Annotated in this window: 8 protein-coding genes; 4 read left to right on the forward strand and 4 right to left on the reverse strand. The window is 39.4% G+C overall.

Annotation, left to right across the window (positions count from 1 at the left end):
- Positions 1 to 30: 30 nt before the first annotated feature.
- From ALKIM_RS0111530 to ALKIM_RS18350, 3 genes are all read right to left on the reverse strand, one after another.
- Entirely contained in the window at positions 31 to 1779 is a 1749-nt protein-coding gene (locus tag ALKIM_RS0111530) for a response regulator (protein ID WP_026474792.1), read from the reverse strand.
- Positions 1780 to 2016: 237 nt separating this feature from the next.
- On the reverse strand, positions 2017 to 4383 hold the full coding sequence (locus ALKIM_RS18345; RefSeq protein ID WP_084555870.1) for a T9SS type A sorting domain-containing protein: 2367 nt from the start codon (positions 4381 to 4383) through the stop codon (positions 2017 to 2019).
- Positions 4384 to 4554: 171 nt separating this feature from the next.
- Positions 4555 to 6117 (reverse strand): helix-turn-helix domain-containing protein, encoded by a 1563-nt coding sequence (locus ALKIM_RS18350; RefSeq protein WP_052345528.1) that lies wholly within the window; start codon positions 6115 to 6117, stop codon positions 4555 to 4557.
- Between the two features lie 209 nt (positions 6118 to 6326).
- On the opposite strand from ALKIM_RS18350, the gene ALKIM_RS0111545 reads away from it, so the two are divergent.
- The 4 genes from ALKIM_RS0111545 to ALKIM_RS18360 all read left to right on the forward strand — a co-directional run bounded on the left by ALKIM_RS0111545 (position 6327) and on the right by ALKIM_RS18360 (position 14089).
- Positions 6327 to 7169, forward strand: coding sequence for a hypothetical protein (locus ALKIM_RS0111545; RefSeq protein ID WP_026474793.1), 843 nt, complete (start codon positions 6327 to 6329; stop codon positions 7167 to 7169).
- A gap of 182 nt (positions 7170 to 7351) precedes the next feature.
- Complete coding sequence (gene ettA / locus ALKIM_RS0111550) at positions 7352 to 9043, forward strand: energy-dependent translational throttle protein EttA (protein WP_026474794.1); 1692 nt, start codon at positions 7352 to 7354, stop codon at positions 9041 to 9043.
- Between the two features lie 501 nt (positions 9044 to 9544).
- Entirely contained in the window at positions 9545 to 13288 is a 3744-nt protein-coding gene (cas9, locus tag ALKIM_RS18355) for a type II CRISPR RNA-guided endonuclease Cas9 (protein ID WP_162148813.1), read from the forward strand.
- 159 nt (positions 13289 to 13447) lie between these two features.
- Positions 13448 to 14089 carry a transposase gene (locus ALKIM_RS18360; RefSeq protein ID WP_052345529.1) on the forward strand — a complete coding sequence of 214 codons (642 nt, stop codon included), beginning with the start codon at positions 13448 to 13450 and terminating at the stop codon, positions 14087 to 14089.
- Between the two features lie 737 nt (positions 14090 to 14826).
- Here the strand turns inward: ALKIM_RS18360 and ALKIM_RS0111570 are convergent.
- A complete protein-coding gene (locus ALKIM_RS0111570) occupies positions 14827 to 15216 on the reverse strand; it encodes an HU family DNA-binding protein (RefSeq protein WP_026474795.1) in 390 nt (129 codons plus the stop codon).
- Between the last annotated feature and the right edge of the window lie 389 nt (positions 15217 to 15605).

The following is a 15605-nucleotide window of genomic DNA, read 5'->3' on the forward strand; positions in this document are numbered from 1 at the left end:
ATGATTGTGGCATAGATTAATTTACAGGGGTTAGCACGTGAGGTGTTTTTTAATTTTTTGCAGCAACTCATCCGGCTGAAATGGCTTACTAATGTAGTCATCCATGCCTGCAGTCATGCATCGCTCTTTATCTTCGGGGAAAGCGTTGGCTGTGACAGCAATAATAGGCACATGTGTATTGGTACTTTTTTCGAGTTCGCGAATTTTCTGTGTGGCTTTGAATCCATCCATTATCGGCATTTGCACATCCATGAGAATCAAATCGTACTTTACGGTTCCAAACTTCTCCAGAGCCTCTTTTCCGTTAGATGCAAAGTCAATTTTCTTTACATCGTTTCTGATGTATAGGTTGATGATTTGTTGGTTGCTGAAGTTGTCTTCAACCAGAAGGATGTGTGCATCGGCAAGCTCAACTTTTGTTTTAAAGATATTATTTGCTATGCGCGGAGATTCAACATACGCAGCGCTATCATCATTGTTATAGGCATTTTTAAAACTGGCGCCAAATTCAAAGATGGTGGCATCGGGTTTTGGAATGATATTTAAGGTGTGGCCATCTACTTCAATCATCTTTTGGGTGATGCCCAAATCAAGGATGCTAATTATTTTTCCAGCGTTTAGCTTTATCAGATCCTGATAGTTAAAGAAGCTTTCACCTGAGTGTGTGTCGCTTTTTGCCGAAGCGTAGATAAAGTCACTTATGAGCCTGAAGGTTAGTTCCACCCTGCCCGGCATGCTCTCTTCCCTTCTCACTTCCAGTGTGATGTGTTTCTGATTGCTGCTGTTTTGCCTCACAATGCTGTTGATGAGATTAAGCAGTATTTGTTTGATTTTAATACTGTTGCCTGTTATTTGTGAGGGAATATCCGGTGCCAGTGACAGGTTAAAACGCACTTTTGAATTCTCATACGGGAAAAGACGAAGCACATTGTTGAGGGTGTCGTACAGATTGAAACTCTTTTGCTCGTTGTTGTCGTTTATGCCTGATTTTGAAGCCATCACCAGATTATTCACCACGCTTACTAGATTGTTGGCTGAAGCATGAATGGTATTGATATAATCTTTCTGCTCTTCGGTCATTGGGGTTGATTCAAGAATATCCAGAATGCCCGTGATGTTGCTAAGCGGTGTGCGTATCTGGTGCGACAAACGCGACAGCAAATCCTCCTGTGCATTGTTTTTGTTCTGTATGTCGAGGATGATGCGTTCCTTCTCGAGAAGCACTTCGGAGCGAATGAACTGAAAAGCAAATGCAGTCAGAAACGCCACCAGATATATTACAATAAAGAAGATACCCGTTTGCATTGAGTAGTATTGCAAGAATAAACCAAAATCCTGAAGCAGGTAAATGTGTAACGCCATTATTAATACGAGAGAGACAGACCAGTAAGTTCCTGTGCCCCGCCCTTTGAGCGCTGTGGCATAAAATGGGAAAAGTACAGACCACACAATGCCAAGCCCGGTATTACCTCCAAACATTATAAAAAATGAGCAGGAGATAAACACAATAAAGAGTAAAAGACTTTGCGGAAATGTGCCGTTGAATTTTCTCAAATAGAGATGGCTTAAAGCCAGAATAAAACTGAGCGACAAAAAGGGAATAGCCAGTTCAACACGCTCCACGGCCAGGGACCAAATGCCTTCGGCCAGCACTATCATTGTAAATGCAAAGCTTGCAAAGTTTAAAACGAGAGATTTGGACTTGGAGTCCATATCCGATTTTTCATCGGCTTCGGAAATAAATAAGCCGATTAGTCGGTTAAGGAGATTAATGGGCATGCTGCTACTTTTTATTATGATGTTTGAAACATTGTTATCTGGGATAATGCTGCTTTTATTTGAAAGATGATTTCAAATGCTTAATCAATATTATCTTTTGACTCAGGAAAAATAGTTAAAATTCTTTATAATAGTTTTATGTGTTGAAAATATCTTTGGGTGAGTTGATTATGAAAAAAAAACTCCCTGACCGGGGGAAATGGACAGGGAGTAGTTTATTGTTATGATATTTAGATATTAATGATATTTAAGCAAAGTGGTTGTGTAGTAATCCTTGCTATTAATTTTTAAAATGTATGTGCCAAAACAATTACTGGTTAGTTCGGCATTTAGTTGGATTTTCTGCCCCGGTAGTGTTTCTTTTGTTTGTTCGCCAACAAGTCGTCCTGTGCTGTCAAATAGCTGTATATTCACTTTGCCTGTAAAGTTTCCGGAAACGGTAACAGGCATTCCTTTCTTTACCGGATTTGGATAAACGAGTATTTCTGATTCATTAATTTCTGCATTAAGTTCATCATTCAACTCAAAATTTACTGCATTTTTCAGCAGATCGTAAGGTGTGTAGTCAGTTGAGAGTACATAAATCGCATAGCCTCTGGCAGGCGCTTCAACCCACACACGTCCATCACTGTATACCTGAGTTGTTTGAGAGTTATCGAACGCGTTAACAAGTGATTTATTGCTCCAGTTTGACCATCCCGATGGTGTTGCATTTACCCATAAGCCTTTGGTTGTGGTCGAATTGTTAATTACCACTATAGCACCATCCTTTGTGCCGTTGCCCTGACGGCGAGCCACATATACATCATGCGTATTGGCGGCGGGGTAAGGGTTTCCGTTTTGGCTTAACACCGAAATGGTTCCGTTAAGATATGTTCTTCTAACGTGTATGAGTTTTACAATTTCGGCCTGAAGCCATCCGGGAATATTTACCTGGTGGGATGCATCATGATTGTCGAGCAGGGTAACGCCATAGAGGTGTGGATAGAAAAGACAGGGACGACCTTCATGAGTCAGTAGATAAGCATAGCCCAGATGCCAGTCTTTTGTAACCCATTTGTCGTGTTCTTTTCCAGTGTCATGGTTCTCAAGAAAAGTAACAACCGATGTGCCGGGTAAACTATTGCCACTGTTGTTTCTAATTAGTCCGGCATGATTTAGCCAGTTCATATTAAAATTTGCATCACCATTACACATATCGGTTAATGTAGCTTTTAATGGAAAGTCAAAGGCGTCAGTATCAGCACCATACGATGCAATGTTGTTAACCCAGTTTTTAATGCTGGCAGCAGAGCCCCAATATTCACCAACAATAAAGCGTTGACTGCCGTTAATCAGTGGTAGGCTGTTAATCCATGAGGCGGCATAGGATTCTTGAAAGCCTCTCACGAAATCAAGACGGTATCCGTCAAATTTTATTACATCAGAGAGCCATGTGCCCCATTCATTCATGCGCTGCTGCACAATAGAACTAAAAGTGTTCAGGTCGTTACCAAAGCCTTTGGTATTTGTAATGATTTCATCACCTGCACCCCAGTCCCCCAGCCAGTCAAACTCATCAACAGGATGGAAATGAGTATAGTTCCATGTCCAGTTTTGCTCTCCGGCTCCAGTTTTGGCAGGGAATGAGAGTCCGGTGTTGGTATAAGCTTTTAGTTGAGTGGTGGCAAGATTCTGCCCGTTATGCCATATCTCGAATGGGTAGTAGCCCCTTGTTTGATCTCCCCAGTTCCAGTTGCTACCAGATTCTGTGCGGGATGTTAGTTTAATGATGATATCTTTTCCGCCCGGGGCAGTCACTTTAAATTCATCAATATCGTCTTGATAATTGATGAAAGCTCTTACTGTTTGTCCTGAACCAGGGAACGTGTTGTAATGACCTCCTCCATTATTTGGCTCTGTTTCCCAGGTGTATGTGCTGTTGAAACCGGAGTTGTTATAGTCAATTTGTATGTCATACGCTCTGGATTGGTGAGATGCGTTGAAGTCCAAATAATATCCTTTAAACTTAATAAAGTAATCGCCTGCGGTGGCATTTGGTATCACCCAAGTAATTTCGTTTGTAGGATATGGAACATATTGTTGCCCGTTGCGGAAAGCTTCGTCGAAAACGTATTGTTTCACAGCAGGATTTATTTCGGCGTCTTCGTCAGATGAATAGATGTGGTTGAGAATGATATCGGCATATACATTTACTTTAGGTTTACCCTGCGATACGTCGTGCATTGCTGAAATCATGTTCTCAAGCTCACTTCTGCTCCCAAAGCGGGTTTCTATACTGCCTTTCTGATTGTAGTTACCAAGATCATAATGGTCATAAATGCCATAACCCATATCATAAATACCCCAATTGCCCTTAGCGGGAGATGGGATCCATATTCCGGTAATCCCCCAGTTTTTAAAGTCAAATGATTTGTTGGTGAGATTGTTCCACCACAATCCTTTTTTATTTTGGGCGTCAACGGGCACATCCCAGTAAAAGGCCTGGAGCATCACATCATTCTGGGCTTTAACCAGTATATTTCCTGTAAGGAAAAGGCTAATAAGCAATAGCAGATTTGCCTTGCCAGTAAATGAACTTAATAGGTTCTTGTTTTGTGTCATTTTGGAGAGATTTTAATAAAACTTGATTTATTAAGATTTTTTCGGCCGATATAAATCAAGGCAATATTGAGAAATCCTTGCTCAAAAAACGACTTGCTTTATGTTTTAGGACTTTTTTACAGATGAGAAAAGGTTTAATTTTGTGAAATAGGACGTTTAAGTGTCACTTTTTCAATTGATATTTGCAGAGTGGCTTTTAAAATATTCACGGGGAGAAAGTCCGGTGCTTTTTTTAAATGCAAGGTTAAAAGTCGATTTGGAGTTAAAGCCAGCTTCTAATGCCAGATAAAGGAAGGTAAGGTTTTGCTTATCGTTTTGATTTATCAGAGATATAAACTCATGTATGCGAAATTCGTTAATAAAGTCTCTGAAGTTATGATGAAAGCAGTCGTTAATAACTTTTGAAACGATATATGGCTTTGAGTTCACCAGCTCAGAGAAGTCGGACAAAAGCAGATCTGGATTTTTATACGGTTTCAATTCAACCATTACCTGGCGTATTTTAAATAACAAAGCCATGTCATTGTATTCTGTATTGATATTTTTTTGCTCTGTTTTGGGCTGAGAGAACACGGATTCATTTAATATGGCAGAATAAAATGAAGAGAATATCTGGAAGGGAGCAATTGAAAACAGGATATTGAAAAAATAGTCAGGTATGGTAGTTTTGGCTTTGGCGCATATAACCAGGATTACAATTCCAATTGAGACTGTGAGAAAGCTAAGCGCTGCCAAATGAAAAATAAAAAATCTATCATCTTTCAAATTAAAACTGGTTGAATTTTCATTTTGCGTTGAAATTGGTGTTGAAATTTCTGGGAAGTATTTTAACCAATACTCCCGGGCAAGTGGTTGACTCCCTTTAATATGTTTAGATGTTTTGATAGCTATAAATGACAGATAACCGATAAAAATAATTGAAGTAGCCAAAATAATCAGAAAATCAACGAGCGTTAGATAGAGGTTGACATGTAGACTGAATAGCTTATCGGGCAGGAGGTTTAAAGTTCTGAGAATGGCAATAGCAGAGACTACAATGGCGGGTGCAAAATGTGCAGTCGAATATTTTTTATTCTTTTGAGCAAAGGCATTATAGACCCATAATATGAGAGGGCCTGCGAGCGTTAATCCAATTTGAAAAATCAGAAGAAGTTGTAGCTTTTGTATAAGATTGGAGTTTTCGTACAGAATGGTTCCAGCAAAAACCATTATTAAAAACAGAATCCACAAGCTGAATGATTTAATCTTTAAACTGTCACAGTGTTCTATTCTGAAGAGAACTACAATTAGAAGCAGACCGTTTAAAATGCCTGCTGACAGAATGAAGACATAAAATGGAATTGATTTTCGACCACCTAAATCCTGCCAACTTTCGATGGTGATAAGTTTTGTTAATTGATATCGGTCAGTAATTATTCTATTCGGAAGGTATGTATTCTCAGGTCCGGTTTCAATATTCATCCAATTGCCTCTTGAAAACTTATACTCCAGAGTATCGATGGTGAAAGGAACCTTCACGGAGAGTTTGCCATCAGTGCGACGCTGAAGTGCGTATTGTGGGTCGTTAATTATCCAGTTGTTAAAGTTCCCGCATACAAATATTGTGTCATTGTCTGGTGTGTTGGCAGGTAAAGATTCGATAATGATGGTAATGTCTGATGTTGAATTGTTCGAAAATCCATTCAGTATTCCCAGGGTCAGATAGAATAATACAGCCAATGGGTGTTTTAACATTGGTATTTGTATTTTAACATATTTGGTAGCGCTAATTTATAAAAAATACAAACCAAACGCATGTATGTTTGCAAGCGAAATAATTTTGTGCTTGATAATCACCGATGAAAATTTATCATAGAATTTTTTAGGACTGATAATGAAACCATCCCTCTCACATCCGTATAAGTTCAAATTATACACCGAGTCATAAACTTAAATTTATACCAATGAAGAAAGTGCTCTTGTCGGCTCTGATTGCCTGTATGGCATTACTGGCTTCGGCCCAGCAACATGTGCCGGTTTTAGATGATTACCAGAGGTTTCTGAAATCCAAGACGTATGTAGTGCTCGACGATGCGTTGATGAGCGATTATAACATGCGCATCCGTGAAATAATGGCCCGTTCGTGGAACATCACACCATACGAAGTCATCACCTCCACAGAGTTTGAGAAGATAAAAAACAATCCGGACCATTCGTTTTTGCTTACCACCATTGTCACCTTTGACAAGGACAAAACAAAAGCCCGTTACAACTTTTTAAGCCTGCTGATGGGGCAGCCCAAGGCCGATGTGCGCACCATGCCCGATTTGTGCTCATTGCCATTGTCATATCTTCGCGTGGATGAAGAGAGTTACCACTACAAGCTGGAGGCTTTTGTTCTTTTCATGCAGAACCACGTTAAAAATGTACTTGCCAATGAGAAACTGATTGGCGATAAGGGATTTCGTCAGTATAACCGCGAGCGTGGCAGTTTGGCAGGTAAAAAGCTGCTTCTCACCAAAGAGGATCTGGCACGAGAGTTACAGAACCCCAAAACCATTGCAGCCAACTATCCTTATGAGTTTGAAATTGTAACACGCGAGGAGATTGCAGCAGCCATTGCACGTCAGGATCCTGATGTGGTGTTTCTGCATAAAGTAGGTCCCGAAGGCACACGCATACGTGCTAGGGTTTATAAACTGCTTGTTGGCGCTGCCGATTCAAAGCTTTATTATTGGGATTATCAGATGATTAAACATGCTACTGATGATGCCTTTCAAATGAAAGACTTGAAGCGTTTGAAGTAACAGTAAAAGATTGATAGAGCTGTTATGCCCAAGTGTGAACAGTCAACCACGAATAGACGAAACGGATCTGATTTATCAGGTTCGTTTCTTTTTTTGAATCAGTTGCTTTTGATAACTTTGCCATCTGTTTTCGCACACCGTTTTTGTGCGAAACATTACTTATGTGATTAATTTAAAACTATATGTCAGACGATAAGAAGATTATTTTTAGCATGGTTGGGGTAAGCAAGGTTTATCCGCCCCAAAAGAAAGTGCTTAGCAACATTTACCTCTCGTTCTTCTATGGCGCAAAAATTGGCGTGATAGGTTTGAACGGTTCAGGTAAATCTACTTTGTTGAAAATCATCGCCGGTCTTGAGAAGAACTTTCAGGGAGAGGTCACATTCTCACCAGGATATTCTGTTGGTTACCTGTCTCAGGAGCCTGAACTGGACGAAACAAAAACAGTGCGTCAGATTGTGGAGGAGGGTGTTCAGCCAATCGTAGATGCGTTGAAGGCTTATGAGTCGGTTAACGAGCGTTTTGGTGATCCGGAAGTGCTCGAAAACCCCGATAAGATGGAAGCATTGATGAATGAGCAGGCCAAACTTCAGGAGCTTATCGACCAGTATGATGCCTGGAACCTCGATAGCAAGCTGGAACGCGCAATGGACGCACTTCGCTGCCCGCCCGAGGAGCAGTTGGTGAAAGAACTGTCGGGAGGTGAGCGCCGCAGGGTGGCATTGTGCCGCCTGTTGCTTCAGGAGCCCGACATTCTGCTGCTGGATGAGCCAACCAACCACCTGGATGCCGAGTCGGTTCAGTGGCTCGAAATGCACTTGCAACAGTACAAAGGTACCGTTATTGCCATCACCCACGACCGTTACTTTTTGGACAACGTGGCCGGATGGATTCTTGAGCTTGACCGCGGTGAAGGTATTCCGTGGAAAGGAAACTACTCATCGTGGCTCGACCAAAAATCAAAACGTCTGGCTCAGGAGGAGAAACAGGCCTCAAAACGCCGCCTGACACTTGAGCGTGAGCTGGAGTGGGTGAGGATGGCGCCCAAAGCACGTCAGGCCAAGTCTAAAGCACGTTTGGCTGCATACGAAAACCTGTTGAAAGAGGACGTGAAGCAGAAAGAGGAGAAACTCGAAATATTCATCCCCAACGGACCCCGTCTGGGCGAAAAGGTGATTGAGGCACACAGCGTATCCAAAGCTTTTGGCGAGCGCTTGCTTTTCGATAATCTGGAGTTCTCATTGCCCCGCAACGGAATTGTGGGCGTTATTGGTCCCAACGGTGCCGGTAAAACTACGCTCTTCCGCATGATTATGGGACAACAGACTGTGGATAAAGGCACTTTCGAAGTTGGCGAAACCGTGAAGGTGGGTTATGTGGATCAGTCACACGCTGCCATCGACAACAGCAAATCGGTGTATGAAGTGATTTCCGGCGGACAGGAGACCATTCGCCTGGGTGGACGCGAAATCAACGCACGCGCCTTTTTGTCTCGCTTTAACTTTGCCGGTGCCGATCAGGAGAAAAAATGCGGCATGTTGTCGGGCGGTGAGCGCAATCGCCTGCACCTGGCAATGACCTTAAAAGAGGAGGCCAACGTACTGCTGCTGGATGAGCCTACCAACGACATCGACGTGAACACACTAAGAGCGCTCGAAGAGGGTTTGGAAGATTTTGCAGGTTGCGCCGTGGTTATCTCTCACGACCGCTGGTTCCTCGACCGTATTGCCACCCACATCCTGGCCTTTGAGGGCGATTCGCAGGTGTACTATTTCGAAGGCGGCTATACCGACTACGAAGAGAACAAGAAAAAACGCCTTGGCAACGCAGACCCCAAACGGATTCGTTACCGCAAACTGGTTAAAGACAGCTAGTCACGATATTCATTGAGCTATGCACAACTGCCTCATCCGGATTTTTATCTGGTGAGGCAGTTTTTTTATGTGATGGAGGTTTATTTGTTCTGAAGAATTTCTATTAACAGTGCATGTGTTCTGAAAAGTGGTCTGCATGGTTTCTTTTAAACGAAAAGCGAGACAAGTTGTCCTGTCCCGCTTTTAATGTTTTCACAACGGAATAATCCTTATTGTGAATTGCTTCAAATTGTAACGCAATTTTACAATAATTTCAGTAATTTCCAAAATTATTCATCAGATGATTATTCTTGACGCAAGGAAGTCATCCGATAAACCATTAACACGCTTTTCAAGTGACCATTAAGAAACAAATTATAAACAGATGAATTATTGTTTATTACAGCATGGATTTATTGCATTCTGATACGATAATACAATTCAAATTTATTTTTAAAACCCTTCATGGGATGACTATAACCACCATGCAAATGTCATCCCATGAATATTACCCTTAACTATATGAAAAAAATTTTAGGACTGGATTTAGGCGCGGCATCTATTGGCTGGGCAATTATTAGTGAGGAAATTGAAACTGATAAAACTAGAGTAGAGATTCTAGGAATGGGCAGTAGAATCATTCCTTATGAGGGAACTGAAGGAAAGGATTTTGCTAAAGGAACAGGTGAAAGCCGTAATGCACTAAGAACTAAAGCGAGAACAATAAGGAAAGGTTATGATCGCTATCAATTAAGACGGAAATACTTGGTTGAAGAGCTCATCAAGAATCAGATGTATCCAGATGACGTATTACGACATTTACCAAAATTACAGTTATGGGAATTGAGAAGTGAGGCAGTCCACTCGCCAGTCTCTTTGAAAGAACTTGGACGGTTGATGCTTTGGTTAAACCAGAAAAGAGGGTATAAAAGCAGTAGAAGTGATGCCAACTTAGGGAAAAAGGATACAGATTATGTAGCCGTTGTAAAATCCAGACACGAAAACATCAAGGAACTCAATTATAGCATTGGACAATTCTTCTATAAAGAGTTATTAGCTGATAATTCCTATAAAGTAAAAGAGAATATTTTCCCTAGAGAAGCCTATATCGAAGAGTTTGACGCAATTTGTAAAACTCAGCAGGTTGCTCATTCTAACGTTTTAACCAACGAACTGATAAAAAAAATCAGGGACGAAATCATATATTATCAACGACCATTAAAATCCCAAAAAGGTTTAGTGTCCGTTTGCGAATTTGAAGGTTTTTGGCGTAAAGGCAAAGATGAAAAGGAATACTTTGTAGGGCCAAAAGTTGCTCCTAAAAGCTCACCCCTATTTCAGTTGGCAAAGATTTGGGAGAATATTAACAATATTAAAATAGGTTCGCGAACTGGTGGAGAAATAAATATAACCAACGAACAAAAGAGAGCAATTTTTCAACACTTAGATAATAACGATAAATTGACTTCTTCAGATTTACTAAAAATTCTAAAACTTAAAAAAGATGAATGCTATGTCAACAAGCAGTTAACTAAAGGTCTAACAGGGAATATTACAAAGCATGCTATCAGACAATGCTTAGGTGATTTAGCAGCTAAATATGATAACCTACTAAAACTTGAATTAGATATCAATGTATTGCCAAATGAGGGGTATTTATATGACCGAAAAACAGGTGAAGTTTTGGGCAGTAAACCTATTCTGGTTATTGATCCTAAGGTCGAGTACGAACCCCTTTATCAGTTATGGCACACCATTTATTCGATAAATGACAAAGATGAATGTAGCAGGGTTTTACAATTGAAATTTAATATTGAAAAATCAGTAGCCGACCAACTAGCAGCGATAGATTTCACAAAGCATGCATTTGGGAATAAATCAGCAAAAGTAATACGTAAGATATTGCCATACTTGATGGATGGCGACGGCTACACAGATGCAATGAGTTATGCTGGATATAATCATTCAGCCTCACAAACCAAAGAAGAAAATTTGCAGCGCCAACTATTAGATTATTTGAAGCCAATTCAAAAAAACTCGTTGCGCCAACCAATAGTTGAAAAGATATTGAATCAAATGGTGAATGTTGTAAATTCAATAATTGAGAAATATGGTAAACCTGATGAAATTAGAATAGAATTAGCCCGGGAACTTAAGCAAAGTAAAGAAGAACGGAATGATGCTGATAAGTCAATGAGCAAACGACAACGAGAGAATGAATTCATTGCTAAGCGTCTTGAAGAATATGGGCTGCGTGCGACAAGAAACAACATAATAAAGTGGCGGTTGTACGAAGAAATGGATAATCAGGATAAAAAGTTAAATGCTATATGTGTGTATTGTGGTCAGCCTATCTCATTAACACAGGCAATTAGAGGCGATGAGGTGGATATTGAACACATTATACCAAAATCAAAACTGTTCGACGATTCGCAAAGCAATAAAACACTAGCGCACAGACACTGTAATAAGACAAAAAATGATCTTACAGCTTATGATTTCATGAAGAGTAAACCAGAAGCTGTTTTTAATGAATATGTAGTACGAGTTAATTATTTATATGCAAATCATATCATTAATAAGTCGAAGCGAGATAAGCTTTTAATGACAGAAAGTAAAATTCCGGATAATTTTATCGACCGTCAGTTGCGCGAGAGCCAGTATATTGCCAAAAAAGCAAGGGAGATATTGCAAACGATCTGTTATAACGTATGGTCAACCAGTGGCACCGTCACTGCTGAACTTCGTCATTTATGGGGATGGGATGATGTGACAATGAATCTACAAATTGATAAATACCGTGAACTTGGATTAACTCATTTTGTAGAATGGGAAAGCGACCATGGAAAAAACAAACATCAAAAAGAAGTAATTACTGATTGGACAAAAAGAGACGACCACCGACACCATGCAGTTGATGCATTAACAATTGCCTGTACCAAACAAGGATATATTCAACGATTTAATACATTAAGCGCATCTAAAACGCGAGAGGATATGTTTGCTGAAATTGAGAAACGCTCGCTTGAATTTAAGGAGAAACGCTCACTGTTGGAGAAATATATTATAGGAGAGCAACCGTTTTCAGTATTAGATGTTGAAAAAGCGGTAGCAAGTATTCTTGTATCGTTCAAGGCAGGTAAGAAAGTTGCAGTTTGGGGAAAACGAAAAGCTGGGAAAAGAGGAAATAAAAAAGTTGTTCAAGATAGAATTATTGTACCTCGTGGTGCTTTGAGTGAACAATTTGTATATGGAAAAATCAAAAGGCAAGAGCCAGATAGACCAATAAAATATATATTTGAGAATCCACATTTAATCTTCAAGCCAAAAATAAAAGCAAAAGTTGAAGAAAGACTATCAATATTTGATGGAGATGTAAGAAAGGCTTTAGCATCCCTAAAAAACGATCCTGTTTATCTTGATGAAAATAAAGAGGTTGTTTTGGAGAAGGCTACCTGTTGGAAAGATGAGTATGTTTTAAAATACCCTGTAGATATTAACTTCAACAAAATAGATAAAGTTGTTGACACCAAAATAAAAAAAATACTGCAAAACCGCCTATTAAAATTTGGAGAAAAAGAAAAAGAAGCTTTTAAAGATGTTCAGCTTGAGGATAAAACTATAATTAAATGGTATGAGCACGAAGGCTTGGAACGACCAATTAAATCCGTTCGTTGCTTTACAGGTTTGGCGGCCGTTGTTCCGGTTAAAAAGGATGAGAATGGGAAAGATATAGGATTTGTAAAACCTGGAAACAATCATCACATTGCCATATATACCAATGCTGAACAAAATAAGCACCAACATATTTCCACGTTTTGGCATGCTGTTGAACGCAAAAAGTATGGGATACCTGTAATTATAAAAAACACAAACGAGGTTTGGGATTTAATTCAATCCAAACCTGAAGGGACATACCCGACAAGTTTTTTAGAAATGCTTCCGCCTCCGAATTTTAAACTACTGGTTAGTATGCAACAAAATGAGATGTTTTTATTGAATATGCCAGAAGAATTGAAAGAAAACTTAGATCTAAATAAAAAAAGCACACTTAGTAATTATTTATATCTGGTCTGGAGCCTTTCCGATAATGACTATTGGTTTAGACATCATTTGGAAACTAAAAACTCAGAATTAAAGAGTGTTGTTGGAGCAAAAGAAAGTAACAGATTTTATAGATTTAAGAGTCTTAGTTCTTTTTTTTCCACTAATCCAATAAAAGTTAGGCTAAATAATTTGGGTGATATAATAGGTGTTGTGCAATAAAACAAACCAAAAACTGCTCTATTTTATATTAGAATTAAAGCAGAAATGCCGCGTTATTGAGGGTTTCACTTTGAGTGAAGCCCTCGATAAAAAGAAAATGAAACCCTCAATATAAAACAACCAGACAAGAAAATATAACCACTGTAAACCCCTAACCCCATGCATTTCGAAGCCAATCACTGCTACCACATCTATAATCAGGGTAATAACCGCCAAAAGATATTCTTTAACAGGGAGAACTATCTCTATTTTCTCACCAAAATTCGCCAGCACATTTTGCCTTATGCCAATGTATTGGCATGGTGCCTAATGCCAAATCACTTTCATTTAATGGTGAGGGTAAATTTTGTTGAGATAGAAACTGAAAGTCCTGCCAGTACTCATCCGATGACTTCAAGTCATCGGATGAGTTATAACGCTCAATCAGTTATCAATAAAACAGCATCATTAAACCAATCCATTGCCATCATGCTTCGCTCATACACCAGGGCAATTAACAAATCAAGGAATTTTTCAGGAAGTTTGTTTAGGGCAAAGACCAAAGCTGAATGCCTTACGAATCACAACGGTATTACCCCATCGTTTTTTAACAGCCACCAGGGCACGTTGATTTACACCCCCGACTTATTGCCCGATTATTTGCAAACCTGTTTCAATTACATACATCAAAATCCGGTCAAAGCCAATTTAGTTAGGAGTATTGCGGAGTGGGAATTCTCCTCAGCACCCGATTTTTATGACAACCGGAAAGGGAGTTTGGTGAGTAAAGAGTTAGCATCGTTGCTCGGCATTTTATTGTAGTTGTTAAATTATTGAGGGTTTCACTTTGAGTGATGCCCTCAATAAAGTGAAGCTTCCTGTAAAAGGTAGATTAACCTAATCATTCATCTGATGACTCCAAGTCATCGGATGAATAGTGCAAGAATGTAAAAAGGTAGATTAACCTAATCATTCATCTGATGACTCCAAGTCATCGGATGAATAGTGCAAGAATCTAAAAAGGTAGATTAACCTAATCATTCATCCGATGACTCCAAGTCATCGGATGAATAGTGCATGAATGTAAAAAGGTAGATTGACCTAATCATTCATCCGATGACTCCAAGTCATCGGATGAATAGTGCATGAATGTAAAAAGGTAGATTGACCTAATCATTCATCCGATGACTCAAAGTCATCGGATGAATAGTGCATGAATGTAAAAGGTATATTAACCTAATCATTCATCTGATGACTCAAGGTCATCGGATGAATAAAAAATAGGAGCCCCACACCATGTGAAGCTCCTATAGCCATTTTAAAATCCTGCGGTTAACTATTACAAAAACTTATAATGAAATGTTATTCTACCGGCATTAAAACCATTGTAAAATGGTTTTTAAAAAACATGCAGCATATTTGGATTAAAACATGCGCATGTTTTGATCGAAACCACAGCATGTTTTGGTTAAAACCACAGCATGTTTTGACCAAGATCACAGCATGTTTAGGGTGAAACATGCAGCATGTTTTGTTTTGCCATTTGTAGTAGATAAATATTACTGGGAAACCTTTTTAAAGCCGGCATTTTCTAATGCGTTAACAATGCGTTTCCCGGGTCGATAGTTCACGCTTACTCGTTTTATAGAATTAGCAGAGAGTTTCTCGGCCGTGTCAGCACCATTGCTGCTTATTGAAGGGTATAGACTTCCGAGTTTTTCGAGCCTGACCACCCTGCTTTGCGACAGCTTGTTTTGAATCACATTTTCAAGTGCAATGATTACGCCCCGGATATCGGCTTCTGAAAGGGCACTGAATTTCTCAATATCAGCAACAAGTTCGTCAATAGTTGCTTCTTTTCCGAACACAATCTGTGCATAGAACTTTTTGTCGCCACCCCCTATAACTCCGGGTTGACCTTTTTCAACTGGTTTAAAATCAATAGCCATAATTGTTAGAATTAAGGATTTAAAAATATCGCAGGGCTTTTAAAATGACTGCTTTATGTTTATGGAAAACCTGATTGCCAGCCTCTTTCAATGGGTTTCGGGATATTGAATGCCGGTAAAGTCAGGTAGTATATCTTTTCATGTAGCTTATAACGCAAATATGTTTCATTATTGTATAGTAGGGAGGAATTATTTTTATTTTTTTATGCCATTATGTATATCAGGGCTTTGGTGTTGCAGTTTTTTTACTAAAAACTACAGAGTGATTATAACCATTTGCGCATCAATTACGTAACTAATTTTAACAATTTGAAGTTTCTGTAGTTCATATACCATTCCTGTTATATGGAATGGTTAGTTATTAACTGATGATTTTGAGCTTACCGTGA

This window comes from Alkaliflexus imshenetskii DSM 15055 (assembly GCF_000517065.1).
Lineage (GTDB): Bacteria > Bacteroidota > Bacteroidia > Bacteroidales > Marinilabiliaceae > Alkaliflexus > Alkaliflexus imshenetskii.